This is a genomic window from Bradyrhizobium sp. AT1 (assembly GCF_001590795.1).
In the GTDB taxonomy this organism is placed as follows: domain Bacteria; phylum Pseudomonadota; class Alphaproteobacteria; order Rhizobiales; family Xanthobacteraceae; genus Bradyrhizobium.
The window spans coordinates 4,843,369-4,864,642 of sequence record NZ_JXDL01000001.1; the positions used below are offsets into that span (position 1 = coordinate 4,843,369).

Annotated in this window: 17 protein-coding genes; 5 read left to right on the forward strand and 12 right to left on the reverse strand. The window is 64.6% G+C overall.

Going from position 1 to position 21,274, the window contains the following annotated elements; genetic code table 11:
* The 9 genes from SE92_RS22455 to SE92_RS22495 form a co-directional block, all read right to left on the reverse strand.
* On the reverse strand, nt 1-237 hold a 237-nt coding region (locus SE92_RS22455), incomplete at its 3' end, for a biotin/lipoyl-containing protein (RefSeq protein WP_283806788.1).
* A 162-nt stretch (nt 238-399) separates the two neighbouring features.
* Nucleotides 400-3,357, reverse strand: coding sequence for a 2-oxoglutarate dehydrogenase E1 component (locus SE92_RS22460; protein ID WP_063198447.1), 2,958 nt, complete (start codon nt 3,355-3,357; stop codon nt 400-402).
* A gap of 137 nt (nt 3,358-3,494) precedes the next feature.
* Nucleotides 3,495-4,379, reverse strand: a complete 885-nt coding sequence (gene sucD, locus SE92_RS22465) for a succinate--CoA ligase subunit alpha (RefSeq protein ID WP_063198449.1) — start codon at nt 4,377-4,379, stop codon at nt 3,495-3,497.
* 36 nt (nt 4,380-4,415) lie between these two features.
* On the reverse strand, nt 4,416-4,895 hold the full coding sequence (locus SE92_RS22470) for a DUF1579 family protein (protein WP_063198451.1): 480 nt from the start codon (nt 4,893-4,895) through the stop codon (nt 4,416-4,418).
* A gap of 4 nt (nt 4,896-4,899) precedes the next feature.
* A complete protein-coding gene (gene sucC / locus SE92_RS22475; protein ID WP_063198452.1) occupies nt 4,900-6,099 on the reverse strand; it encodes an ADP-forming succinate--CoA ligase subunit beta in 1,200 nt (399 codons plus the stop codon).
* Between the two features lie 202 nt (nt 6,100-6,301).
* Entirely contained in the window at nt 6,302-7,270 is a 969-nt protein-coding gene (gene mdh, locus SE92_RS22480) for a malate dehydrogenase (RefSeq protein ID WP_008145224.1), read from the reverse strand.
* 253 nt (nt 7,271-7,523) lie between these two features.
* The gene (zapE, locus tag SE92_RS22485; RefSeq protein WP_063198454.1) at nt 7,524-8,711 is read right to left on the reverse strand and encodes a cell division protein ZapE; all 1,188 of its coding nucleotides are present in this window, start codon (nt 8,709-8,711) and stop codon (nt 7,524-7,526) included.
* Between the two features lie 205 nt (nt 8,712-8,916).
* Nucleotides 8,917-9,453 carry an RNA 2',3'-cyclic phosphodiesterase gene (gene thpR / locus SE92_RS22490; RefSeq protein ID WP_063198455.1) on the reverse strand — a complete coding sequence of 179 codons (537 nt, stop codon included), beginning with the start codon at nt 9,451-9,453 and terminating at the stop codon, nt 8,917-8,919.
* Nucleotides 9,454-9,626: 173 nt separating this feature from the next.
* Nucleotides 9,627-10,271 carry an arylesterase gene (locus tag SE92_RS22495; protein ID WP_063203706.1) on the reverse strand — a complete coding sequence of 215 codons (645 nt, stop codon included), beginning with the start codon at nt 10,269-10,271 and terminating at the stop codon, nt 9,627-9,629.
* A gap of 55 nt (nt 10,272-10,326) precedes the next feature.
* Here SE92_RS22495 and SE92_RS22500 point away from each other — a divergent pair, with 55 nt between their 5' ends.
* The 4 genes from SE92_RS22500 to SE92_RS22515 all read left to right on the forward strand — a co-directional run bounded on the left by SE92_RS22500 (nt 10,327) and on the right by SE92_RS22515 (nt 15,515).
* On the forward strand, nt 10,327-11,046 hold the full coding sequence (locus SE92_RS22500; protein WP_063198457.1) for an ABC transporter ATP-binding protein: 720 nt from the start codon (nt 10,327-10,329) through the stop codon (nt 11,044-11,046).
* Nucleotides 11,043-13,613, forward strand: coding sequence for an ABC transporter permease (locus SE92_RS22505; RefSeq protein ID WP_063198459.1), 2,571 nt, complete (start codon nt 11,043-11,045; stop codon nt 13,611-13,613). Before SE92_RS22500 ends, SE92_RS22505 begins: the two co-directional genes overlap by 4 nt.
* Before the next feature lie 282 nt (nt 13,614-13,895).
* The gene (locus SE92_RS22510; protein ID WP_063198460.1) at nt 13,896-14,687 is read left to right on the forward strand and encodes a Bax inhibitor-1/YccA family protein; all 792 of its coding nucleotides are present in this window, start codon (nt 13,896-13,898) and stop codon (nt 14,685-14,687) included.
* 297 nt (nt 14,688-14,984) lie between these two features.
* Nucleotides 14,985-15,515 carry a GNAT family N-acetyltransferase gene (locus SE92_RS22515; RefSeq protein ID WP_063198462.1) on the forward strand — a complete coding sequence of 177 codons (531 nt, stop codon included), beginning with the start codon at nt 14,985-14,987 and terminating at the stop codon, nt 15,513-15,515.
* A 107-nt stretch (nt 15,516-15,622) separates the two neighbouring features.
* Here SE92_RS22515 and SE92_RS22520 read toward each other — a convergent pair whose 3' ends face one another.
* The 3 genes from SE92_RS22520 to acnA form a co-directional block, all read right to left on the reverse strand.
* Entirely contained in the window at nt 15,623-15,997 is a 375-nt protein-coding gene (locus SE92_RS22520) for a DUF2794 domain-containing protein (RefSeq protein WP_063198464.1), read from the reverse strand.
* A 602-nt stretch (nt 15,998-16,599) separates the two neighbouring features.
* Complete coding sequence (locus SE92_RS22530) at nt 16,600-17,376, reverse strand: DUF1223 domain-containing protein (protein ID WP_063198467.1); 777 nt, start codon at nt 17,374-17,376, stop codon at nt 16,600-16,602.
* Nucleotides 17,377-17,594: 218 nt separating this feature from the next.
* On the reverse strand, nt 17,595-20,315 hold the full coding sequence (gene acnA, locus SE92_RS22535; RefSeq protein WP_063198469.1) for an aconitate hydratase AcnA: 2,721 nt from the start codon (nt 20,313-20,315) through the stop codon (nt 17,595-17,597).
* Between the two features lie 241 nt (nt 20,316-20,556).
* On the opposite strand from acnA, the gene ccmA reads away from it, so the two are divergent.
* Nucleotides 20,557-21,159, forward strand: a complete 603-nt coding sequence (gene ccmA, locus SE92_RS22540) for a heme ABC exporter ATP-binding protein CcmA (protein WP_063198471.1) — start codon at nt 20,557-20,559, stop codon at nt 21,157-21,159.
* Nucleotides 21,160-21,274: the final 115 nt, after the last annotated feature.

A 21,274-nucleotide genomic window follows, 5' to 3' on the forward strand; every position in this document is an offset into this window, starting at 1 on the left:
GGCACCATCGGTGATCTGGCCGAGCAGCGCGCCGACCGCGACGGTGGCGCCATCGGCGGCGATGATCTCGCTCAGCGTGCCCGCGGAGGGCGCCGGGACTTCGATGGTAACCTTGTCGGTCTCGAGTTCCACCAAGGGCTCGTCGACGGCGACCGGGTCGCCGGCCTTCTTGAACCAGCGGCCGATGGTGGCCTCGGTGACGGATTCGCCGAGCGTCGGCACACGAATTTCAGTCATGGTCTTTTCCTTAAGGGATCGCCGGTGCGGTCGAGAATTTTACAGGTGTCATGCCCCGCGAAGGCGGGGCATCCAGTACTCCGCGGCGTTCGTGATCATCACGACCGTCACGGCGTACTGGATCGCCCGCCTTCGCGGGCGATGACAGCGTCCAAAAAAACTTCAGCTCAGTGCTTCGTCCAGGAACGCCTTCAGCTGAGCCTGATGCTTGGACATCAGACCCGTCGCCGTCGCGGCGGAAGCGGCGCGGCCGACATAACGCGGACGCCGGCTCGCGCCGTTCACCTGGTTCAGCACCCATTCCAGATAGGGCTCGATGAAGTGCCAGGCACCCATGTTGCGGGGCTCTTCCTGGCACCACACCACTTCGGCCTTCTTGAAGCGCGACAGCTCGGCCACCAGCGCCTTCAGCGGCACCGGATAGAGCTGCTCGACGCGCATCAGATAGATGTCGTCGATGCCGCGCTTCTCGCGCTCCTCGTAGAGGTCGTAATAGACCTTGCCGGAGCACAGCACGATGCGGCGGACCTTCTCGTCCGGAACGAGCTTGATGGCCTCGTTCGGCAGCATCTGGGCGTCATCGTACAGGATGCGGTGGAAGGTCGTGCCCTTCGCCAGCTCCTCGAGACGCGACACCGCCCGCTTGTGACGCAGCAGCGATTTCGGCGTCATCATGATCAGCGGCTTGCGGATCTCGCGGTGCAGCTGCCGGCGCAGCGCGTGGAAATAGTTCGCCGGCGTGGTCGGGTAGACCACCTGCATGTTGTCTTCGGCGCACATCTGCAGGAAACGCTCGAGGCGCGCCGAGGAGTGCTCCGGTCCCTGGCCCTCATAGCCGTGCGGCAAGAGGCAGACGAGGCCGGACATGCGCAGCCATTTGCGCTCGCCCGAGGAGATGAACTGGTCGAACACGACCTGCGCGCCGTTGGCGAAGTCGCCGAACTGGGCTTCCCACAGCGTCAAGGTGTTCGGCTCGGCGAGCGAGTAGCCGTATTCGAAGCCGAGCACGGCTTCTTCCGACAGCAGCGAGTTGATGACCTCGTAGTGGCCCTGCTCGTTGCCGAGATGGTTGAACGGCGTGTAGCGGTTCTCGGTCTCCTGATCGATCAGGACCGAATGGCGCTGCGAGAACGTGCCGCGCTCGGAATCCTGTCCCGACAGACGGACATGGTGGTTTTCCTGCAGCAGCGTGCAGAACGCCAGCGCTTCGCCGGTCGCCCAGTCGATGCCGGCACCGGTGTCGATCGCCTTGGCGCGATTGTCGAGGAAGCGCTGGATGGTACGATGGACGCGAAAACCGTCCGGCACCTTGGTGATCTTGCGGCCGATGTCCTTCAGAACGGGCAGGTCGACGCCGGTGACGCCGCGACGGGCGTCTTCTTCCTGATCGGCGATCTTGAATCCGGACCACTTGCCGTCGAGCCAGTCGGCCTTGTTCGGCTTGTAGGAGGTGCCGGCCTCGAACTCGGCATCGAGCCGGGCGCGCCAGTCGGCCTTCAGCTTGTCGACCTCACCCTCGGTGACCACGCCTTCGGCGATCAGGCGCTTGGAGTAAAGGGTCAGCGTCGAGGGATGGGCCGCGATGCGCTTGTACATCACCGGCTGGGTGAAGGCCGGCTCGTCGCCCTCGTTGTGGCCGTAGCGGCGATAGCACCACATGTCGATGACGACGGGCTTGTGGAACTTCTGCCGGAATTCGGTCGCGACCTTGGCCGCGAACACCACGGCTTCCGGATCGTCGCCGTTCACATGGAAGATCGGCGCATCGATCATCTTCGCCACGTCCGACGGATAGGGCGAGGAGCGCGAGTAGCGCGGATAGGTGGTGAAGCCGATCTGGTTGTTGACGATGAAGTGCACGGAGCCGCCGGTGCGGTAGCCCTTCAGGTCCGACAGGCCGAAGCACTCCGCGACCACGCCCTGGCCTGCGAACGCCGCGTCGCCGTGCATCAGGAGCGGCATCACCGAGATGCGCATATCCGGGGGATCGCCGTGCTGGTCCTGCTTGGCGCGCACCTTGCCGAGCACGACGGGATCGACGATCTCGAGATGCGAGGGGTTGGCGGTCAGCGACAGATGGATGCGGTTGCCGTCGAACTCGCGGTCCGAGGAGGCGCCGAGGTGATACTTCACGTCGCCGGAGCCTTCGACCGCGTCGGGGTTGGCCGAGCCGCCCTTGAACTCGTGGAACAGGGCGCGGTGCGCCTTGCCCATCACCTGCGTCAGCACGTTGAGGCGGCCGCGATGCGGCATGCCCAGCACGATCTCCTTCACGCCGAGATTGCCGCCGCGCTTGATGATCTGCTCGAGCGCGGGGATCAGCGCTTCGCCGCCGTCGAGGCCGAAGCGCTTGGTGCCGGTGAACTTGGTGTCGCAGAATTTTTCGAAGCCTTCGGCTTCGACCAGCTTCATCAGGATCGCTCTGCGGCCTTCGCGGGTGAACGAGATCTCCTTGTCGGGTCCCTCGATGCGCTCCTGGATCCAGGCCTTCTGCGCGGCGTTGCTGATGTGCATGAACTCGACGCCGAGCGTCTGGCAGTAGGTGCGCTCGCAGATCGCGGTGATCTCACGCAAGCTGCCGTATTCGAGGCCGAGCACGTGATCGAGGAAGATCTTGCGGTCGAAATCGGCTTCGCTGAAGCCGTAGGTGCGCGGATCGAGCTCTTCGCGGTTGCGCTGGGCTTCGATGCCGAGCGGATCGAGCTTGGCGTGGAAGTGACCGCGCATGCGGTAGGAGCGGATCAGCATCAAGGCGCGGACCGAGTCGCGCGTCGCCTGGAGCAGGTCGGCGGAGGAGATGTCGGCGCCCTTGGCCTGCGCCTTGGCGGCGATCTTGGTGCCGACCGCCTTCTCGACTTCAGCCCAGTTGCCGTCGAGGGCGGAGGTCAGGTCGTCCTTCGGGGTCAGCGGCCAGTTGTCGCGTTCCCAGGACGGGCCTTCGGCGTTCTTCCGGACGTCGGCGGGCTGGTCGTTCAGGCTCTTGAAGAACTCCTGCCACTCGGCATCGACCGAGGACGGATCCTTCTCGTAGCGGGCGTAGATTTCGTCGATGTAGGTGGCGTTGGTGCCCTGCAAAAAGGATGACAAGGCAAAGGCTGCGTTCGCGTCCTGGCGAGACATACTGGAGTTCCTGGCGATTTCGGTTCGCGCATAACAAACGGCGCTGACGCCGAGCTCCCCGGCAGAGGCTCGGCGCGACAGGCACCCTTTACCCTATTTGCTGCGAAACTTCGCCCGGAAAAGTACGAAGGAGTGAATTAGCCTTTCAACTTTTCGGCAAGCGTATGGCCGAGGCGCGCGGGCGACGGGGACACTGTAATCCCTGCCGATTTCATCGCTTCGGTCTTGGAACCGGCATCGCCCTTGCCGCCCGAAATGATCGCGCCGGCATGGCCCATGCGGCGGCCGGGAGGGGCCGTGACGCCGGCGATGAAGCCGACCATCGGCTTCTTGCGGCCGCGCTTGGCCTCGTCCTTGAGAAACTGGGCGGCGTCCTCCTCGGCGGAACCGCCGATCTCGCCGATCATGATGATGGATTCGGTCTTGGGGTCGGCCAGCAGCATTTCGAGGACGTCGATGAACTCGGTTCCCTTGACCGGGTCGCCGCCGATGCCGACCGCGGTGGTCTGGCCGAGGCCTTCCTGGGAGGTCTGGAACACGGCTTCATAGGTCAGCGTGCCGGAGCGGGAGACGATGCCGACCGAGCCGGTCTTGAAGATGTTGGCGGGCATGATGCCGATCTTGCACTCGCCGGCGGTCATGACGCCCGGGCAGTTCGGCCCGATCAGGCGCGACTTGGAGCCGGCCAGCGAGCGCTTCACGCGCACCATGTCGATGACGGGAATGCCCTCGGTGATGCAGACGATCAGCGGGACCTCGGCGTCGATGGCTTCGCAGATCGCGTCCGCCGCGCCCGGCGGCGGCACGTAGATCACCGAGGCGTCGGCGCCGGTTTTCTCACGCGCCTCGCGCACGGTGTCGAACACCGGCAGGCCCAGATGCGTCGCGCCGCCTTTGCCCGGCGAGGTGCCGCCGACCATCTTGGTGCCGTACGCGATCGCGGCCTCCGAGTGGAAGGTGCCGTTCTTGCCGGTGAAGCCCTGGCAGATGACCTTGGTGTTCTTGTCGATCAGGATGGACATGAGGTCTGCTTTCGCGAAACTAACGGAGTGAGAGGGTCAGTGGATGCGGCGGTAGACGCCGGTGAGCACGTCGGCCCAGCCTTCCGCATCCGGCGAGAACTGGATCTTCAACGAGTAGGAATCCTCGTTGATGATTTCGTAGACGTGGCGCGCATTGCCGCGGAGCGAGCCGCGCACCAGCGTCAGGGTGTTGCCGACCCAGCCGCCGGAGGCGGGCGAAGGCGGCGTGTAGCCGAGCGAATCGTACCAGAACAATTTGTAGGTCCGGTCGTCGCGGTCGTAGGTGAAGAGGCCGTGGGTGGCGAACACCTGCTTGCCATCGCGCATCTGGACACTGTCCTGGATCAGATAAAATCCATTGAGATCCATGCGCGCGACGGTGCGCGAGGTTGCCGGCCCGCCCGCCGTCCAGCGCGACGGGAAGACCATCTCTTCGCCATCCCATTCGCCGGCGAACGCGGAAAGACGCGCGTGCTCGGGAAGCGGAGATGATGCGGCGAGATGGTCCTGGGCCATGGAATTAGCCTCCCTTGACGGCCTTCACGATTTTCTGCGCGGCGTCGTCGAGATTGTCGGCGGGCACCACGTTCAGTCCGGATTCCCTGATGATCTTCTTGCCGAGCTCGACATTGGTGCCTTCGAGGCGGACCACCAAGGGCACGCTGAGGCCGACTTCACGAACCGCCGCCGTGACGCCCTCGGCGATCACGTCGCACTTCATGATGCCGCCGAAGATGTTGACCAGGATGCCCTTCACGTTGGGATCGGCGGTGATGATCTTGAACGCCGCTGCGACCTTCTCCTTGCTGGCGCTGCCGCCGACGTCGAGGAAGTTGGCCGGCGCCATGCCGTAGAGCTTGATGATGTCCATCGTCGCCATGGCAAGTCCGGCGCCGTTGACCATGCAGCCGATATTGCCGTCGAGGGTGACGTAGTTGAGGTCGTATTTCGACGCCTCGATTTCCTTGGCGTCTTCCTCAGTCAGATCGCGCAACGACACCGCGATCTCGGGATGGCGGAACAGGGCGTTGTCATCGAACGACACCTTGGCGTCGAGCACGCGGAGCTCGCCCTCCTTGGTGACGACGAGCGGATTGATCTCCAGCATCGACATGTCCTTGGCGACGAAGGCGGCGTAGAGCTGCGCGGTGAGCTTCTCGGCCTGCTTGGCGAGGTCGCCCGATAGGTTCAGCGCCTTCGCAACGGTGCGGCCGTGATGGCCCATGATGCCGGTGGCGGGATCGACCGAGAAGGTGACGATCTTCTCGGGCGTGTTGTGTGCGACGTCCTCGATGTTGACGCCGCCTTCGGTCGACACCACGAAGGAGACGCGCGAGGTCTCGCGGTCGACCAGGATCGAGAGGTAGAATTCCTTGTCGATGTTCGATCCGTCCTCGATGTAAAGACGGTTGACCTGCTTGCCCGCGGGACCGGTCTGCACGGTCACCAGCGTGGCGCCCAGCATCTGCTTGGCGAATTCGTTGACCTCTTCGACCGACTTGGCGATGCGGACGCCGCCCTTGTCCCCCGCAGACGCCTCCTTGAACTTGCCCTTGCCGCGGCCGCCGGCATGGATCTGGCTCTTCACAACCCAGACCGGGCCGGGAAGCTGTCTTGCGGCGGCGTCGGAGTCCGAGGCCTTGAGAACCGCTACGCCGCGCGAAATCGGAACGCCGAATTCATGCAGCAGCGCTTTGGCCTGATATTCATGGATATTCATATGGTCGCTCCCTGAACCCGCGGGCGGTGACCTCTAGGGCCCACCTCAGTCTTGTGGCTGGCATACCATATACCACAGGAACTGCAACCCGGATTCTCTGACATCGATCTGGACTGCCGACCCGGGGCCAGTCCCGACAACGGGCCCCGGAAATGAAACCGCCGAAGACCGGGTTTCGGTCTTCGGCGGGGATTGTTGCGCCTTAGCGGCCGAGAAGATCGGGCGCGATCTTCTTGCAGGCGTCGACCAGGCCCTGCACCGCACCGACCGACTTGTCGAAGGCCTCGCGGTCCTTGCCGGCGAGCTCGATCTCGACGACGCGCTCGACGCCCTTGGAGCCGATCACGACGGGCACGCCGACATACATATCCTTCACGCCATATTCGCCGTTGAGGTAGGCGGCCGACGGCAGCACGCGCTTCTTGTCACGCAGATAGCTCTCGGCCATCGCGATCGCGGACGCGGCCGGCGCGTAGAAGGCCGAGCCGGTCTTGAGCAGGTTGACGATCTCGGCGCCGCCGTTGCGGGTGCGGTCGACGATCTCGTCGAGGCGCGCCTGCGAGGTCCAGCCCATCTTGACGAGGTCGGGCAGCGGAATGCCGGCCACGGTGGAGTACTTCACCAGCGGCACCATGGTGTCGCCATGGCCGCCGAGCACGAAGGCGGTGACGTCTTCGACCGAAACGTTGAACTCGTCGGCCAGGAAGTAGCGGAAGCGCGCCGAATCCAGCACGCCGGCCATGCCGACGACCTTCTTGTGCGGCAGCCCGGAAGCCTTCTGCAGCGCCCAGACCATGGCGTCGAGCGGGTTGGTGATGCAGATGACGAAGGCGTCGGGCGCGTACTTCTTGATGCCGGCACCGACCTGCTCCATGACCTTGAGGTTGATGGAGAGGAGGTCGTCGCGGCTCATGCCGGGCTTGCGCGGCACGCCGGCGGTGACGATGCAGACCTTGGCGTTGTCGAGCGCCTCGTAGGAGTTGGCGCCGGTGTAATGCGCGTCAAAACCGTCGACCGGCGAGGACTGCGCGATGTCGAGCGCCTTGCCCTGCGGCACGCCCTCGGCGATGTCGAACATCACGACGTCGCCCAGTTCTTTCAGGCCGATGAGGTGAGCCAGCGTTCCGCCGATCTGACCGGAGCCAATCAAAGCAATCTTGTCGCGCGCCATGTGAGCCTGTCCTTTAGACACGTAAGGAGGGAAAACTGAGAGGGTGGTTATCCCTTTCGCTTTCCCCGTTCAAGTCGCCGGATGCCCAATTGTCGGGCTTGGCGCAGCCTCGGGCACGCAGCCCTGTCATTTCGGGGCGTGCGGAGCACGAACCCGGAATCCATCGGGCGGCAGGGCGCGCCGATGAATGGATTCCGGGCTCTTCGCTTCGCGACGCCCCGGAATGACGGCCAGGAAGATGGTGAAATAGGACTTAAGTCTCCACCAGGCCCTTGGTGGAGCCGCTGGCCGTGGAATCCTTGCGGCCGTGCGCCAGCGCCAGATAGGATTCCGAGCTCATCTCGATCAGCCGCGAGGCCGTCCGCTTGAACTCCATGGCCTCGTTGCCCTCATGGGCAAGATAGAGCGAGATCGGGTTGGCGTCGGCCGAGGCCATCAGCTTCACGGCATTGTCATAGAGCGCGTCGATCAGCGTGATGAAGCGCTTGGCGGCATTGCGCTGGGAGAGATCCATCACTGGAATATGGTCGACCAGGATGGTGTGGTAGTCGTGCGCCAGCCTGAGGTAATCGGATGCGCCGAGCGGCTTCTCGCAGAGATCGGCGAACGAGAACCGCGCCACGCCGTGAGCCGAGCACGGCACGTGGAGGATGCGGCCCTTGATCGAGATGTCGCGCGAGCGGCATTTGGCGCCGCCCGACATCCGCGACCAGGCGCGATCGAGCGCGGCATCGGCATTGGCGTCCGCCGGCGTCAGCCACATCGGCACGCCCTGCAGCTTCTCCAGCCGGAAGTCGGTGCGCGCATCGAGCCGCGCGACGTCCATGTGGTCGGTGATCTGCTTGATGAAGGGCAGGAACAGCGAGCGGTTGAGGCCGCCCTTGTAGAGATCGTCGGGAGCGACGTTGGAGGTCGCGACCACGACGGTGCCGAGCTCGAACAATTTTGCGAACAGGCGTCCGAGGATCATCGCATCCGCGATGTCGGTGACGTGGAATTCGTCGAAGCAGAGCAGCCAGCTCTCCTCGAAGATCGCATTCGCCGTCAGCGCGATGACGTCGCCGTCGGCGATCTCGCCGCGCGCGATGCCCTGGCGATAGTCGTAGATGCGCTCATGCACGTCGGCCATGAATTCGTGAAAATGCGCGCGCCGCTTGTGCTCGACGGTCGCATGCTGGAAGAACAGATCCATCAGCATGGTCTTGCCGCGGCCGACCTCGCCATGGATGTAGAGCCCGCGCGGGACGTCATCCTTGTCGCTGCTGCTGAACAGGCGGGCGAGCAAGCCCTGCTTGCGCTGCGGCTTGTAGGTCGCGAGCCGCTGGTCGAGCGCGGCATAGGCCTCGGCGACCTCGGCCTGCGCGGCATCGGGCTCGATCGCGCCGGAGGCGATCTGGGCCTGATAGGCTTCGCTGAAGGGGGAACTGGGGGTCGAGAGCATGGCCCTTTACCGCCAGAGACCGGGGGAAATTGCAAGCCGTCAATTGGTGGACGGGGTATGCGGATTCGCGTCCCGGACGCGCTGCGGCGTGCAACGCTGCTGCGCAGCGCCGGGACCCACTGTTTCGTTCATTGCCTTCGTGGAGAGATGGGCCCCGGCTCAGCAGCGCACCGCTTCGCGCTGCGCAGCGTCCGGGGCACGAGACCTACTCACACAGCTCGTAAGCGTCCTCGACCACATACGGGCCGCCGCCGGTCGAGGCGCGCGACGAGAACAAGACAAAGCGCTCGGCCGTGAACGCCTTGCTCGGGAAGTAGCCGCGCAGCGACAGATAGTCGGCGACGTCGCGGTCGGTGGCGTCGTGCAGGCGGGCCAGCGTGACGTGCGGGATGTATTTACGCCCCTCGGGATTGAGACCGATCCGCTGCATCATGCGCTCGAGCTCGGCCTGCAATTCCATCAGCGGCTTGCTCGGCGCGATGGTCGCAACGACGGCGCGCGGCTTGCGGCCGCCGAAGCTGGTGAGGCCCTGCACCTTCACCTCGAACGGCTTGCGGTCGACGCGAAACAGCATCGAGGCGATCTCGTTGGCGGAGACGCCGTCGATATCGCCGATGAAGCGCAAGGTGACGTGATAATTTTCGGGATCGATCCACCGGGCGCCGGGAAGGCCGCCCCTCAAGTTGGAAAGCGACTGGCCGATCTCGGCCGGAATTTCCAGACCCGTGAACAAACGCGGCATCGTTTCGCACTCCCGATGCTTGGCTACGATCCTTCGAGCAGGATCATATCCAAATTAGAGCCGGCGACGAATCACCGGTACCCTAATTCCTATCGCAGTTGTGTGACTCTGCGAAGCTTGGCCGGCGCTACCCCGGTAAATCCCTGGGAATTACGGGCCGCGCTGCCTGCATTTCAACTTCGTTGCCCAGCGATCGTGCCAATGAATGCCTCCACCGTGGGCATGATGTTGCCAACGATGATGTCGACGCCTTCAGCGGTCGGATGAATGCCGTCGGCCTGGTTGAGCTTGGCATCGGCGGCAACGCCCTCGAGGAAGAACGGATAGAGCGGCACGTCGAATTTTTTCGCAAGCTCCGGATAAATCGAATTGAAGCGCGCGGCATAATCGGTGCCATAATTCGGCGGCGCCAGCATGCCGCACAGCATCACCGGAATCTTCCGCGCCTTGAGCCGCTGGATGATGTCGCCGAGCGCGGCGCGCGTCAAATCGGGATCGATGCCGCGCAGCGCATCGTTGGCGCCGAGCTCGACGATGACGCCTTCCGTTCCCTCGGGCACCGACCAGTCGAGCCGGTCGCGGCCGCCGGAAGTGGTGTCGCCGGACACGCCGGCATTGGTCATCTCGATCGCTATGCCTTTGGCCTGCAAGGCTTTTTTAAGCTTCTGGGGAAACGCCTCCTGGGCCGGGAGGCCAAGGCCGGCGCTCAGGGAATCACCGAGCACGACCAGCCTGATCGGCTTGGCCGCCGGCTGCGCCTGCGACGACGGCGTTGTCGCGATCGTCATCAAAGCGAGCATCAACACGGCTATGTGCATGAACAATCCGTAACGCCTCTCGACCGCGCTATCGGAGTTGCCATATGACCGGACCATGGACACTCGCATCGAAACCTCTTCGCTCGCCGCTGCCGCGGACACCATCGCCATCTCCAACGTCAATCTGTCATTGGGTACGGGCGCGGCACGCGTTCACATCCTCAAGGATATCAGCTTGCGGGTCGCCTCGGGCGAGACGATCGGCCTGATCGGCCCGTCAGGCTCGGGCAAATCCACGCTGCTGATGGTGATGGCGGGGCTGGAGCGTCCTGATAGCGGAGAGGTGGTGGTCTCGGGCACGCCTTTCAATGCCCTCGACGAGGACGCGCTGGCCCGCTTCCGCGGCCGACAGGTCGGCATCGTGTTCCAGTCCTTCCATCTGATCCCGACCATGACGGCGCTGGAGAACGTCGCGGTGCCGCTCGAGCTTGCCGGCAATCCGGACGCCGCGAAGCGCGCGGCGCAGGAGCTGCAATCCGTCGGTCTCGGCGACCGCCTGCATCACTATCCGACGCAGCTCTCCGGCGGCGAGCAGCAGCGCGTCGCGCTGGCCCGCGCGCTGGCGCCCGATCCCGCCATCCTCGTTGCCGACGAGCCGACCGGCAATCTCGATGAGACGACGGGAAAACAGATCGTCGATCTCTTGTTCAGCAAGCATGCCGAACGCGGCATGACCTTGGTGCTGGTCACGCACGATTCCTCGCTCGCGCATCGCTGCGATCGCGTGATCCGCCTGCGCTCGGGCCGCATCGACACGCAGTCGGCGCCGGCATGAGCACGGTGGCCGAATCGTTCGCGAAGCCGAACGGAATCGCATTGTCGTTGCGCTATGCGCTGCGCGAATTGCGCGGGGGCCTGCGCGGCTTCTATGTCTTCATCGCCTGCATCGCGCTCGGCGTGATGGCCATCGCCGGCGTCGGCTCGGTGTCGGCGAGCCTGAGTGATGGTCTCGCCCGCGAGGGCCGCACGCTGCTCGGCGGCGACGTCTCCTTCGTGCTGTTCCAGCGCGAAGCGAAACCTGAAGAGGTCGCCTTCCTGCGCTCGCGCGGCACGGTGTCGACCGCGGCCACCCTGCGCGGCATGGCGCGCGCGGCCGACGGCCAGCTCGCCTTGGTCGAGATGAAGGCGGTCGACGACACCTATCCGATGCTGGGCCAGCTGACGCTGAAACCGCAATTGCCGATGCCCGAGCTGCTCGCGGAGCAGGACGGCGCGTTCGGTGCTGCCGCCGATCCGACGTTGCTGGCGCGGCTGTCGCTGAAGACGGGCGACCGCGTCACCATCGGCTCTGCGACCTTCCAGATTCGTTCGACCGTCGAGGCAGAGCCCGACAAGCTCGCCGGCGGCATCGGCTTCGGCCCGCGCTTCCTGATCAGTGAGGAGGCCTTGCGCGCCACCGGCCTGATCCAGCCCGGCAGCCTGGTGCGCTGGGTCTACCGGGTGAAGCTGCCCGACGTAGCCAACAACGAGCGCGCCACCGACGCCTTCATCGCGGATGCGCGCAGCGCCGCGCCGCAGGCCGGCTGGGAGATCCGCAGCCGCTCCAACGCGTCGCCGCAGCTCGAGCGCAACATCAGCCGATTCACCCAGTTCCTGACCCTGGTCGGCCTCGCCGCGCTGCTGGTCGGCGGTGTCGGCGTCGCCAATGCCGTGAAGAGCCATATCGACCGCCGGCTCGAAGTGATCGCGGCGCTCAAGGCCGTCGGCGCCACGGGACGCGACGTGTTCGGCATCTATCTCGCGCAGGTTCTGCTGCTCGCGGCCATCGGCTCGATCATCGGCCTTGCGCTCGGCGCCGCCATGCCCTTTGCCATCGTCGGCCTGTTCGGCAAGCTCTTGCCCCTGCCGGTGGTGCCGGCCGTGCATGCCGACGAGCTCGCGCTGTCCTTCCTCTATGGCCTCCTGACCGCGCTCGCATTCGGCCTGTGGCCGCTCGGACGCGTCCACGACGTGCCGGTCGCCGCGCTGTTCCGCGACACCATCAGCTCGGAATGGCACCGCCCGCGCGCGGGCTATCTCGTGTTCATGGGCGTCGTGATCGCGCTGCTGATCGCCGTGGTGATCGGGCTGTCGTTCGACAAGCGCATCGCCGCGGTGTTCGTGGCTTCCTCCGTCGTCGTGTTCGCCCTGCTGCGGGGCATCGCCGTCCTGCTGATGGCAATCGCGCGGCGGCTGCCGCGAACGCGGCTGCCGATGCTGCGGCTTGCGATCGCCAACATCCACCGGCCGGGTGCACTGACCCCCTCGGTCGTGCTGTCGCTGGGCCTTGGGCTCGCGGTGCTCGTCACCATCACCCAGATCGACGGTAATCTGCGCCGCCAGTTCCTGGCGGCCCTGCCCGACCGCGCACCGTCGTTCTTCTTCATCGACATCCCGAGCACGCAGGCCGCACCGTTCGACGACTATCTCCGCCAGATCGCGCCGGGTGCGACGGTCGAGGACGTGCCTATGCTGCGCGGACGCATCGTCGCCGCGCGCGGGGTGCGCGCCGAAGAGCTCAAGCCGACCACCGATTCCGAATGGGTGCTGCAGAGCGACCGCGGCCTGACCTATACCGGCGAGCTGCCGAAGGGCTCCAAGGTGGTCGAGGGCGAATGGTGGAGCGCCGATTATTCCGGCCCGCCACTGGTCTCGATGGAGAAGAAGATCGCCGACGGGCTCGGCCTCAAGCTCGGCGACGAGGTGGTCGTCAACGTGCTCGGCCGCGACATCCCGGCCAGAATCGGCAATCTGCGCACCATCGACTGGCAGGGCATGGGTATCAATTTCGTCCTGGTGTTCTCGCCCAACGCCTTCAAGGGCGCCCCGCACACCCATATCGCGACGCTGACGGAAACCGGTGGAACCGCGGCGGGCGACGGCAAGATCATCAAGCAGGTCGCCGACGCCTATCCGATGGTGACGAGCGTACGTGTGCGCGAGGTGATGGAGACGGTCGGCTCGGTCGTGACCAATCTGGCGCTGGCGATTCGCGGCGCCAGCGCCGTGACCCTGATCTCGGCGATCCTGGTGCTCGGCGGGGCGCTCGCCGCCGGCCATCGCCACCGCGTCTACGATGCGGTGATCCTGAAGACGCTCGGCGCGACGCGGCTGCGGCTGCTGGGCGCCTATGCGCTCGAATACCTCCTGATCGGGCTCGCGACCGCATTGTTCGGCGTGATCTCCGGCAGCTTGGCTGCCTGGATGATCGTGACGCGCCTGATGACGCTGAGCTTCGTCTGGCAGGCCGGCAGCGCGGCCGGCGTGGTGGCGGCCGCGCTGGTCGTCACCGTCGGGCTCGGGCTCGCCGGCACGCTGCTGGCATTGAACAAAAAGCCCGCCACGGTGTTGCGGAATTTGTGACAAAATGTAGCGGCTGGCCGCACGGATGCGGAATCGCACGATTCCTGCGATTAACCACGACTGCTCGTCAGGTTCGCGTCAGGATTGCCGCGGAGGGCGACATTCAGCCGCGCGTGGAAGGTTGCAGCGGATGTGTTAGTTTCCCACATATCGAATGGGTTCGGAGTCCCGATTGTTAGCCAAAATTTAGTCGGCTCACATCGGTATCCGAGATAAAGTTTGACGAACCGGCGGCATGGCAACCCTTCATGCCGGACCGGACCAACCAACGGGAATTCGACCATGTCGGACCTAGACCGTAACTACGCTTCTCCTTTCGGCAGGGCCGCCGGGCGTGCTGACGCCGCGACGGTCGATGCCGGCCTGCGCGCCTACATGCTGCGCATCTACAACTACATGAGCATCGGCCTGGCCATCACCGGCCTTGCCGCGCTCGGCGTCTACATGGCCGCCGTGACCGACGTTCCGACCGCGGACGCGGTCCGCGTCGGCAAGCTGTTCCTGACGCCGTTCGGCTACGCGATGTTCGTCAGCCCGCTGAAGTGGCTGTTCATGCTCGCGCCGCTCGCCATGGTGTTCGTGATCTCGGCGGGCATCAACCGTCTCGCGCCTTCGACCGCCCAGATCCTGTTCTGGGTGTTCTCGGCGCTGATGGGCATCTCGCTGTCGTCGATCTTCCTGGTGTTCACACACACCTCGATCGTGCGGGTGTTCTTCATCACCGCGGCGACCTTCGGTGCGCTCAGCCTCTACGGCTACACCACCAAGCGTGACCTGACCGGCATGGGCTCGTTCCTGTTCATGGGCCTGATCGGCATCATCATCGCGAGCCTGGTGAACCTGTTCCTGGCGAGCTCGATGCTGCAGTTCATCGTGTCGGTGGTCGGCGTGCTGGTGTTCGCGGGCCTCACCGCCTGGGATACGCAGCGGCTGAAGAACGACTACATCTACGGCTACGCTTCGGCCGGCGGTGACATCGCAGAACGTGCGGCCGTCACCGGCGCGCTGTCGCTGTACCTGAACTTCATCAACCTGTTCACGCTGCTGCTGCAGCTCCTCGGTCAGCGCGATTAAGCGCAACGACGAGAGAACGGACACGAACCCCGGCCGAGAGGCCGGGGTTTTTGTTTGGGGGATGGCAGCCGCACCCCGTGCTCCGTAGCCCGGATGGAGCGCAAGCGTAATCCGGGAAGGTCGAGCCCGCGGATGAACCTGCCCCGGATTTCGCTTCGCTCCATCCGGGCTACGCGGGCTCGATTCAGAGTCCCTCCGCGGATGCATTTCTGGATTGCTTCGCTGCGCTCGCAATGACGGATGTTGGGGCAGCGGGGTCTCTTCCAGCGCCCGAGGGAACGCTCTAATCTACCCCCCATGACCGCACCCGACATCAGGCCCACCCTTGAGGCCGACCTTCCCGCCATCACCTCCATCTACCAGCAGGCCGTCCGCGAAGGCACGGCGACGTTCGAGCTGGAGCCGCCCGACCTCGCCGAGATGACGCGCCGCTATCGCGCTCTGGTCGACGGCGGCTATCCCTATTTCGTCGCCATGCTCGACGGCCGTGTCGCCGGCTATGCCTATGCCGGCGCCTACCGGCCGCGGCCGGCCTATCGCTTCACGGTCGAGAACTCGATCTATCTCGATCCAAGCTTCCACCGCCGCGGCGTCGGCTCAAAGCTGCTGGAGCGGCTGATCACCGAATGCGAGGCGCGCGGCTTCCGCCAGATGATCGCGGTGATCGGCGATTCCGCCAATGCCGGCTCGATCGGCGTGCATACCAAAGGCGGCTTCAAGATGATCGGCACGCATCCCAATGTCGGCCTGAAATTCGGCCGCTGGCTGGACACGGTGATGATGCAACGCGACCTCGGCGAGGGCGCGAGCACGGTGCCGGGGAAATAGGGCTCGGCGCCTGTAGCCCGGATGGAGCGCAGCGTAATCCGGGCAGGTTCATCCGGGGTTTGACTTACCCGGATTGCGCTGCGCTCCATCCGGGCTACAAAGTCTCGTCACACCACCGCCAGCTTGCGATCGATCACCAGCAGCACGCGCTCGAGCTCATGGCCGCGGCGCAGGATCAGGCCGGTCGCCGAGATCACGCTGTACATGCCCTGCTTGCGCGCGAGGCGCGGATCCTTTTCGATGCGATAGATCGGCACTTCCGAGGCGCGGCGATAGACCGAGAACACCGCACGGTCTTTCAGGAAGTCGATGGCATAATCGCGCCACTCGCCGTCGGCGACCATGCGGCCATAGAGATTGAGAATACGGTGCAGCTCGAGCCGGTTGAAAGTGACCCGGTTCGTCTGCTGCGCGTTCGCAGCGGCGGGACGCGCCGCCGCGCGCTGCTCGCTGGGATCGGCATCCTCCGACATCAGACTCATGGAGAGCCTCCTCATCGCACATCATCGCATGACATGACCCCGGCCCCACGAACCGTCCCCGGAACCAGGGATCATGACAATGGCATGATTGCGCCAACCGTTGCTCGCCGCAAGGCTCTTGATGGAACCAGGCCATGCGTCGAGTTCAACCCATCGAATCAGGTCCGACTCACTGCACACGCAAAGGTGGAACTCTGTCGCGGCAAACCGTCACGGGATCGTTAGAAGGAATCACAGGATCGCCGCTTTTCCGCCCATTGCCCGCCGCCCTGCATTGCGAAAAGACTCACGTGCGTTGACCCGGTCCTTTCGGTTCCGGATTCCTCAGCCCCCAGCCCCCCGGGGTCGAACAGGATCGGGTCTGTACGCGCGACAAGGAGGGCCAACGCAAGTTGGTCCTTTTTTGTTTGCGTCGGAATGTTGCTGACGCTTGTCATTCCGGGGCGCGCGAAGCGCGAGCCCGGAATCGATTTCTCAACGCAGCAAGCGGATCGATGGATTCTCAGGTGCGCAATTGCGCACCATAGCTCGCGCCAAGTGGCGCGCCCCGGAATGACGAGAGACTGACTGTCTTAAGGATCGCTGCAGGATCGCTGCTGACTTCAATGCAGCGATGTGTATGCCGCGCCGAGCATCGGACCGGGCTTCTCCCGGCTGCCGTCCTGGACATAGACCACCGCGCCGTCGACGCCGTCGCGCGTGAGGTTCTCGATCGGCACCGTCCAGCTTTCGGAACGGCCGGTCCAGTCACCGACCTTGAGCAGGTTGCGCACCACGTTGTGATAGGTGACCTGCTGTCCGCGATTCTCGCCGCGGGTGATCGCGATCGGCACCGACTTGGCGATCGAGCAGATCCAGACCTCGCCATGCGAGACGGCCGGCTCGTTGCTCGCAGCCACCGACACGTTGATCTGCTTGCCCGCGAGCGACATCGTCACCGGCACGCTCATCACGCCGTTGCCCTTGTCGGTTTTGCCGATGGCATTCTCGATGCCGGTGCGGTCGCTGCCGATGACGTGGGTCGAGCCGTTGACCACGACCTGCGGCGTGTAGACCTCGCGGTCGCCGCGCATGCGCGAATAGGCACGCTGGCGTGCAGAGAAGCGCGAATCCGCCAGCGTGTCCTTCCAGCCCAGATAGTCCCAATAATCGATCGGCATGCTCAGCGCGATGATCGAGGGGTCTTTGGAGAGATCGCCGATGATCTGGTCGGCGGGCGGACAGGACGAGCAGCCCTGCGAGGTAAACAATTCGACAACGGCGCGGGGATCAGCCTGCGCGGGACGGATGACGGCGACGATCGCACAGATGCCGATCGCGCCCGACCAGAGGGCACCGGACCAACGTGAAACCAGATGAGAAGCCGTCATTGTTGTCATGTCGAACGCCGCACACCATTGCTCGTGGGAAGGGTGATCTTATCGCCGGATGGTCACCGTAGTCTTACGGGGCGCGGCATGTTCACCATCCAGGCGATTTCCCGCCGGACGGGCCCATCTGAAACATGCCGCAAACGCACGAAGGCGGCCTTGTGATAGGCCGCCTTCGTTTAACCTTCTACTCACGTCGCAGTGAGCCATCGTTCACAAATTCGCGCTTAAGCCGCGAGCTTGCGCAGCACGTAGTGCAGGATGCCGCCGTTCCGGTAGTAATCGAGCTCGTCCAGCGTATCGATGCGGCAGAGCAGCGAGACGCGCTGCAGCGAGCCGTCGCCGGAGACGATTTCCGCGGTCAGTTTCTGGCGCGGCTTGAGGTCCCCCTGCAGGCCACGCAGCGTGACCTTCTCGTCGCCCTTGAGGCCGAGTGACGACCAGGAGGTGCCGTCCTCGAAGGTCAGCGGCAGCACGCCCATACCGACCAGGTTGGAGCGATGGATGCGCTCGAAGCTCTGGCAGATCACGGCGCGCACGCCGAGCAGACGCGTGCCCTTGGCCGCCCAGTCGCGCGAGGAGCCGTTGCCGTATTCGGCGCCGGCGAACACCACCAGCGGTACCTGCTCCTGCTGGTACTTCATCGCGGCGTCGTAGATCGACATCTGCTCGCCGTCGGGCCAGTGCTTGGTGAGGCCGCCTTCCGGAATGTTGCCGTCCGCGCCCTTGAGCATGAAGTTCTTGATGCGGATGTTGGCGAAGGTGCCGCGCATCATCACTTCATGGTTGCCGCGGCGCGTGCCGTACTGGTTGAAGTCGGCGGGACGCACCTGGTGCTCGCTGAGATATTTGCCCGCGGGCGAGGTGAGCTTGATCGAGCCGGCCGGTGAGATGTGGTCGGTGGTGATCTTGTCGCCGAACATGGCGAGGATGCGCGCCTCGACGATGTCGGTGACCGGCTCCGGCTCTTTCTTCATGCCGTCGAAATAGGGCGGGTTCTGCACGTAGGTCGAGGACATGTTCCAGCGATAGGTCTCGCTCTCGACCGTCTTGATCTTGCGCCAGTTGGCGTCGCCCTTGAACACGTCGGCATACTTCTTCTTGAAGATCGCCGAGGTCACGAACTTCTTCATGAAGGCGTTGATCTCCTTCGTCGTCGGCCAGATGTCCTTCAGGTACACCGGCTTGCCGTCCTTGCCTTCGCCGATCGGCTCGACCGCGAGGTTCTTGGTGACGCTGCCCGCGAGCGCGTGGGCGACGACCAGCGGCGGCGAAGCGAGATAGTTCGCCTGCACGTCCGGCGAGACGCGGCCTTCGAAGTTGCGGTTACCGGAGAGCACGGCGGCGGCTACGATGCCGTTCTCGTTGATCGACTTCGAGATCTCCTCCGGCAGCGGACCGGAATTGCCGATGCAGGTGGTGCAGCCGAAGCCGACCAGGTTGAAGCCGACCTTGTCGAGATCCTTCTGCAGACCGGAATCGGCGAGATAGCCGGCGACGACCTGGCTGCCCGGGGCGAGCGAGGTCTTCACCCACGGCTTGGCCTTCAGGCCCTTGGCGGCGGCATTACGCGCCAAGAGGCCGGCGCCGATCAAGACGCTCGGGTTCGAGGTGTTGGTGCAGGAGGTGATGGCGGCGATCACGACGTCACCATGGCCGATCTCGAAGTTCTTGCCTTCGACGGCGAAGCGCTTGTTGGGCTCCTCCGCCTTCTTGTACTCAGTGCCGAGCGCGAGCGAAAAACCTTCGGCGACCGAGGGCAGCGCGATGCGGCCTTCGGGGCGCTTCGGACCAGCCATCGACGGCACGACGTCGGCGAGATCGAGCGTCAACGTTTCCGTGAACACCGGATCGGCCGACTTGGCGGTGCGGAACAGGCCCTGCGCCTTGGCATAGGCCTGCACCAGCGCGACGCGCGGCGCGGCGCGCCCCGACGTCTTGAGATAGTCGATCGCGGCGGCGTCGACCGGGAAGAAGCCGCAGGTCGCGCCATATTCCGGCGCCATGTTGGCGATGGTGGCCTTGTCGGCGACCGAGAGATGGTCGAGGCCCGGGCCGAAGAACTCGACGAACTTGCCGACCACGCCGAGCTTGCGCAGCATCTGCGTCACTGTCAGCACGAGGTCGGTCGCGGTGACGCCTTCCTTCATCGCGCCCTTCAGCTTGAAGCCGACGACGTTGGGCAGCAGCATCGACAGCGGCTGGCCGAGCATGCAGGCTTCCGCCTCGATGCCGCCGACGCCCCAGCCGAGCACGGCGAGACCGTTGACCATGGTGGTGTGCGAGTCGGTGCCGACCAGCGAATCCGGATAGGCGACCTCGAAGGTGCCGGTCTTCTTGCCGACCGTCATCTTCTCCTTCTTGGTCCACACCGTCTGGGAGAGATATTCGAGATTGACCTGGTGGCAGATGCCGGTGCCGGGCGGCACGACCGAGAAGTTCGAGAACGCCTTCTGGCCCCACTTCAGGAACTCGTAGCGCTCCTGGTTCTGCTTGTATTCCTCGGCGACGTTCTTGCCGAAGGCCTTGTTGTCGCCGAAGAAGTTCACGATCACGGAGTGGTCGATGACGAGGTCGACCGGCACCAGCGGATTGATCTTCTCGGCGTCGCCGCCGAGCTTCTGCATCGCGTTGCGCATCGCGGCGAGGTCGACCACCGCGGGCACGCCGGTGAAGTCCTGCATCAGGACACGGGCCGGACGGAAGGCGATCTCATGCTCCAGCGACTTCTTGCGCAGCCATTTCGAGACGGCGACGATGTCCTCTTTCTTGACCGAACGCCCGTCCTCGTTGCGCAGCAGGTTCTCGAGCAGGACCTTCATCGAATAGGGAAGTTTGGAAATTCCCTTCAGACCATTCTTCTCGGCCGTGGGCAGGCTGTAATAGACATAGGTCTTGGCGCCGACCTTGAGGGTCTTTTTGCATTTGAAGCTGTCGAGCGAGGTCATGTAGGAGATCCCAATTGTTAGTTATACCCGGCAGGGTATTTTAACACCGTCAGCACATCTAGGCTGGGCCGCTTGCAGGGGCAGGTTGAGTTGCTGCATCAAGTAGTTCCGGGCTTATAGAAGCTTTCTAACCGCGCCGCCACAGCCACAATCGTGCCGCAGCAACCGCGAGCCAAAAATTCCCATGCGCTACCCCAAGTTTTCCTGAGGCCCGGCTTTGAGTGAACTGAAACGAGGCGAGATGCAGCTCTCCGGCCACGGGCTGACCTGCGTGCGCGGCGGCCGGCAGGTGTTTGCCGGGCTCGATTTCGCGGCCGTCTCCGGCGAGGCGGTGGCGGTCGTCGGCCGCAATGGATCGGGCAAGACCTCGCTGCTGCGGCTGATCGCGGGCCTGCTGGTGCCGGCGGGCGGGACGATCGTACTGGACGGGGGCGACGCCGAAATGACGCTGCCGGAGCAGTGCCACTATCTCGGCCATCGCGATGCCCTGAAGCCGGCCCTCAGCGTGTCGGAAAACCTCACCTTTTGGGCTGATTTTCTCGGCGGCGAGCGCCTTGAGCCGGCCGAAAGTCTCGCCACCGTCGGGCTCGACCATGCCACCCATCTGCCTGCTGGGTTCCTGTCCGCCGGCCAGCGCCGCCGGCTGTCACTGGCCCGCCTGCTGACCGTCCGCCGCCCGGTCTGGCTGCTGGACGAGCCGACCAATGCGCTGGATGTGGCGGGACAGGACATGTTCGCCGGCCTGATGCGCCAGCACCTGTCGCGCGGCGGGATGATCATCGCGGCGACCCATGCTCCGCTCGGGATCGAATCGCGGGAGCTGCGGATCGGGGGCGTGGCGTGATTGCAGTGGACCCTCAGCTTTCCAAGCGGCCAGTTGGCGTTCTCAGACCCGGGAGACGATGGTTGCCGTGGGCTCCCTTGCCTCTCCCGCTTGCGGGAGAGGTCGGCGCGCAGCG

Excerpts from the sequence above, each read along its gene's own strand:
- mdh (WP_008145224.1), bottom strand. The coding sequence starts at position 7,270 with ATGGCGCGCGACAAGATTGCTTTGATTGGCTCCGGTCAGATCGGCGGA.
- sucD (WP_063198449.1), bottom strand. The coding sequence starts at position 4,379 with ATGTCCATCCTGATCGACAAGAACACCAAGGTCATCTGCCAGGGCTTC.
- SE92_RS22515 (WP_063198462.1), top strand. The coding sequence starts at position 14,985 with ATGACCGCACCCGACATCAGGCCCACCCTTGAGGCCGACCTTCCCGCC.
- SE92_RS22500 (WP_063198457.1), top strand. The coding sequence starts at position 10,327 with ATGGACACTCGCATCGAAACCTCTTCGCTCGCCGCTGCCGCGGACACC.
- sucC (WP_063198452.1), bottom strand. The coding sequence starts at position 6,099 with ATGAATATCCATGAATATCAGGCCAAAGCGCTGCTGCATGAATTCGGC.
- SE92_RS22510 (WP_063198460.1), top strand. The coding sequence starts at position 13,896 with ATGTCGGACCTAGACCGTAACTACGCTTCTCCTTTCGGCAGGGCCGCC.
- SE92_RS22470 (WP_063198451.1), bottom strand. The coding sequence starts at position 4,895 with ATGGCCCAGGACCATCTCGCCGCATCATCTCCGCTTCCCGAGCACGCG.
- SE92_RS22520 (WP_063198464.1), bottom strand. The coding sequence starts at position 15,997 with ATGAGTCTGATGTCGGAGGATGCCGATCCCAGCGAGCAGCGCGCGGCG.
- ccmA (WP_063198471.1), top strand. The coding sequence starts at position 20,557 with ATGCAGCTCTCCGGCCACGGGCTGACCTGCGTGCGCGGCGGCCGGCAG.
- zapE (WP_063198454.1), bottom strand. The coding sequence starts at position 8,711 with ATGCTCTCGACCCCCAGTTCCCCCTTCAGCGAAGCCTATCAGGCCCAG.
- SE92_RS22530 (WP_063198467.1), bottom strand. The coding sequence starts at position 17,376 with ATGACAACAATGACGGCTTCTCATCTGGTTTCACGTTGGTCCGGTGCC.
- SE92_RS22460 (WP_063198447.1), bottom strand. The coding sequence starts at position 3,357 with ATGTCTCGCCAGGACGCGAACGCAGCCTTTGCCTTGTCATCCTTTTTG.
- SE92_RS22505 (WP_063198459.1), top strand. The coding sequence starts at position 11,043 with ATGAGCACGGTGGCCGAATCGTTCGCGAAGCCGAACGGAATCGCATTG.
- thpR (WP_063198455.1), bottom strand. The coding sequence starts at position 9,453 with ATGCCGCGTTTGTTCACGGGTCTGGAAATTCCGGCCGAGATCGGCCAG.
- acnA (WP_063198469.1), bottom strand. The coding sequence starts at position 20,315 with ATGACCTCGCTCGACAGCTTCAAATGCAAAAAGACCCTCAAGGTCGGC.
- SE92_RS22495 (WP_063203706.1), bottom strand. The coding sequence starts at position 10,271 with ATGCACATAGCCGTGTTGATGCTCGCTTTGATGACGATCGCGACAACG.